Source organism: Streptomyces sp. WAC05292, from assembly GCF_003949955.1.
GTDB lineage: Bacteria > Actinomycetota > Actinomycetes > Streptomycetales > Streptomycetaceae > Streptomyces > Streptomyces globosus.
In genome coordinates, this window is the sequence record NZ_RPSE01000509.1 from 1 (window position 1) to 3609 (window position 3609).

The window sequence follows — 3609 nt, forward strand, 5'->3', positions numbered from 1 at the left end:
GGGTATTCCCGGCGGGGCGCGGCGCGAAGGGCCGCGGATTAAACGGGGCGGGCGCGCGCCGCGTGAATACAGGACGAATTCCCGATAAACGGATCATGCCGCGGAGATCGCGGACCGCACCCGCCGGGAGGAGCCGGAGCGGAAGGGGAGCGGAACGGGAGCGGAACCCGGGCAACCGCCCGGAAAATCGATCACACCAGCCGATCAGACTTTCAGCAGCTCCACCGCCACGTCCGCCGGATAGCCCGTCGGGGAACCGGTACGGCGGGCGAATTCCCGTACGCCCGCCAACTGCTCCGGGCCGAAACGGAAGTCGAGCGTGGTGAAGTACCGCTCCAGCAGAGCGGCGTCGAAGGCCTCCCAGCGCGCCGCCTGCTCGGCGACCTTGGCGACCTCCTCCAGGGAGATGTCCCGCGAGTCGAGGAACGCCTCGTGCACCTGCCGCACCACGGCCGGCTCGCGCTCCAGGTAGTCCTTCCGGGCCGCCCACACGGCGAACACGAACGGCAGCCCGGTCCACTCCTTCCACATCTGCCCCAGGTCGTGGACCTCCAGCCCGAGCCGCGGCGCGTCGTGCAGCGAGGCCCGCAGCGCGGCGTCCCCGATCAGCACCGCCGCGTCCGCCTCCTGCATCATCAGCCCCAGGTCGGGCGGGCAGGTGTAGTAGTCGGGGCGCACCCCGTACTGCTCGGAGAGCAGCAGCTGCGCCAGGCGGACCGACGTGCGGGAGGTCGAGCCGAGCGCGACGCGCGCCCCGTCCAGCCGCTCCAGCGGCACCTGGGAGACGATCACGCAGGACATGACGGGGCCGTCGCAGCCGACCGCGAGGTCGGGGAACGCGACGAGGTCGCCGGCGTTGCGCAGGAACTCCACCAGGGTGATCGGCGCGATGTCGAGACGGCCGCGGACGAGGTGCTCGCTCAGCTTCTCCGGCGTGTCCTTGGTCAGCTCCAGGTCCAGCAGCGTGCCGGTTCTGGCCAGCCCCCAGTACAGGGGAAGGCAGTTCAGGAACTGAATGTGGCCCACGCGGGGCCGGCTGCGATACACGTCCACATCGCGAGACTAGCTGGCGGCCCCGCGTCAGCCTTCGCGCGGGTCTCAAACGTCCGGGTGACGTGATCTTTCCCTCTGGTCTCGGCCGCAGTGTGCGTGCTAGGCTCGACGCAAGTTGCAGTTTGGTTTCCCTTGCAGTACGAGGCCTGCGGAGAATGTGACCCGCGGGCTTTTGTAGTTTTCAGACTTCTTAGCAGGTTCTGGAGCAGGGCGACCCTTTGGCCCATATAGGAGGGCTCATGGCTACCGGAACCGTGAAGTGGTTCAACGCTGAAAAGGGCTTCGGCTTCATCGCCCAGGACGGCGGCGGCCCGGATGTCTTCGTCCACTACTCCGCGATCAACGCGTCTGGCTTCCGCTCCCTCGAGGAGAACCAGACCGTGAACTTCGACGTCACCCAGGGTCCGAAGGGCCCGCAGGCGGAGAACGTCACCCCGGCCTAATGCCCGGGGCCAACCATCGCGGTTGGAAAGCACCACCCAAGGAGCCCTGCCTCCTCCGCACGAGCGGAGAGAGGCGGGGCTCCTGCCTTTTCCGGGCCCGAGCCGGGCCCGGAGCGGGAAGCGGAACGGCGGCCGCCCGCCGCCGTCACGGGGACGGGGCGGGCGGCCGCCGCTCGTACTGCCTTCCGACTACCGCCGGGCGGGGGTCGCCGCCGGGGCCTCCGGAGCCTTCGGCTCCGTGCTCTCGCCGGAGCCGGCCTTCGCGGTCACCTCCAGCTTCAGCAGCAGCACCACGTTCTCCTTCGTGGTCAGCCGCAGGTGGTAGGTGCCGGGGGCGACGTCGGCGGTGAGCAGCTCGGGCAGCGCGATCACACCGTCGGCACCCGACGGGTCGAGCTCCACCCGGAACAGCTTGTCGCCTTCCTTCGCGCCCTCGAAGTACGGGCCCTTCGTCTTCGCCGGGTCCACCGGCACCCACGCGCCGGCCTCGTTCTTCTCGACCAGCGCGGCGGTGGCCTGCGTGCCCGCCACCGGCCGGCCGGCGGCCGTGGCCTTCACCCGGACGTCCTTCAGCGGCGTCCCGGCGACGACCTCCAGCGGCTTGTCCGCGCCCGTACCGGTCCGCTCCAGCAGGTCGGCCACCGGGGCCGGCTTGGCGGTGACGGTGCCGGTGAGGTTCACCGTGACCTGGCGGGTGGTGTCGTAGCCGGAGGCGCGCAGCGTGAACGTGCCCCCCTTCGGGCCCGCCTTCAGGCCCGGTGCGGCCGCGATGCCCTGGGAGTCCGTCTGGACCACGAGGTGCGAGCGGCCCTCCGTCCCGAAGTGGGTGCCGCCGGTGGTGTCCTCCTCGACGGCGAACAGCACGTGCCGGCCGACGGCCGGCTTGCCGTCGCTGAGCAGCGCCTTGACGCGCGGCACGGCGGTGAACGCCGCACCCGCCTCCGCCTTCAGCGCCGCGCCGTCGACCACCTCCAGCTTCGCCAGCTGCGCGGGCGCGGGCTTCTCCGGCTCCGGCTTGGGCTCCGGCTTGGGCTTCGGCTTCTCGGGCGTCGGCTGCGGGGCCGGAGTCGACGGCTTGGCGGGCGTGGTCGCCGGCGTGGAGGGCCGCGGAGTCGGGAGCACCGGCGTCGTCGGCGTCGGGTACGTCCCGACGGGCGGGTTCGTCACCTCGGTCGCGCCGTTCTGGTACTGGCGCATGTAGCCGAGCACCGTGTTCACGTACTCGCGCGAGTTGTTGTAGCTGAGGATCGCGCGGTCGAGCTGCGCCTGGTCCGACAGGTTGCGGTCGCCGGCGCACAGGTAGAGCCCGGCGCCGAGCGCCGCGTCGTAGATGTTGTTCGGGTCGCGCTTGGAGTCGCCACTGCCGTCGGCACCCCAGGTGGCCCAGGTCGACGGGATGAACTGCATCGGGCCGACGGCCCGGTCGTAGGCGGTGTCGCCGTCCCACTCGCCCTTGTCGGTGTCCTTGATCTCCGCGAAGCCCTGGCCGTTGAGCTGGGGGCCGCGGATCGGCTTCTCGGTGTAGCCGTCGGCCTTGAGCCCGTACCCGGAGGCGTGGACCGACTCCACCCGGCCGATGCCGGCGAGCAGCTGCCAGGGCAGCTTGCAGTTCGGCAGCGCGGCGGCGACCGCCGTCTCGGCGCGCTTGTACGCGTCGAGGGCGGTCGCGGGTATCCCGCTGGCCCCCTCGCCCGCGACCGCCCCGCCGGCCGGCGGCACGGCCGGGTCGGCGACGTCCTGCGGCAGGTCGAGCCGGGCGTCACCGCGGTCGGTGGCCTGCGGGCTGTCCGGGGTGGGCTCGGACTCGCCCGCATCGGCGGTCGGCGGGTTGGTCACGACGGCGGCGGTCGTGAGACTGGCCGCGAGCGCGGCCGTACACAGGACCTTGCGCGAGGTGTTGACAAGGTGACGGTGAAGCGGCTTCACAGTGCGGCGATCCCCCCAAGGCGGCCGGCAGGTTGTACGGCGGGTCGAGCCGTGAATATTCACTGTCTATCAGGTATTCCAAGACGACTCACCGCCGCCCCGGCACTTCCATCACACCATTCGTCTCGTCTTCCACCCCAGATTCGACAGAACGCCCAGGGGGCGGCGAGGTGGGGGGATTTGAGGG

3 protein-coding genes are annotated in these 3609 nt (G+C 71.1%); 1 reads left to right on the plus strand and 2 read right to left on the minus strand.

The window, feature by feature from the left end; genetic code table 11:
* Positions 1–204: 204 nt before the first annotated feature.
* Positions 205–1053 (minus strand): menaquinone biosynthetic enzyme MqnA/MqnD family protein, encoded by an 849-nt coding sequence (locus tag EF903_RS30155; RefSeq protein ID WP_125548170.1) that lies wholly within the window; start codon positions 1051–1053, stop codon positions 205–207.
* Positions 1054–1292: 239 nt separating this feature from the next.
* Between EF903_RS30155 and EF903_RS30160 the strand changes: the two genes are divergently transcribed.
* Positions 1293–1496: a cold-shock protein gene (locus tag EF903_RS30160; protein ID WP_030012116.1), complete on the plus strand. Its 204-nt coding sequence runs from the start codon at positions 1293–1295 to the stop codon at positions 1494–1496.
* Between the two features lie 189 nt (positions 1497–1685).
* Here the strand turns inward: EF903_RS30160 and EF903_RS34475 are convergent, their stop codons facing one another.
* Positions 1686–3332, minus strand: coding sequence for a lytic transglycosylase domain-containing protein (locus EF903_RS34475; protein WP_185902902.1), 1647 nt, complete (start codon positions 3330–3332; stop codon positions 1686–1688).
* Between the last annotated feature and the right edge of the window lie 277 nt (positions 3333–3609).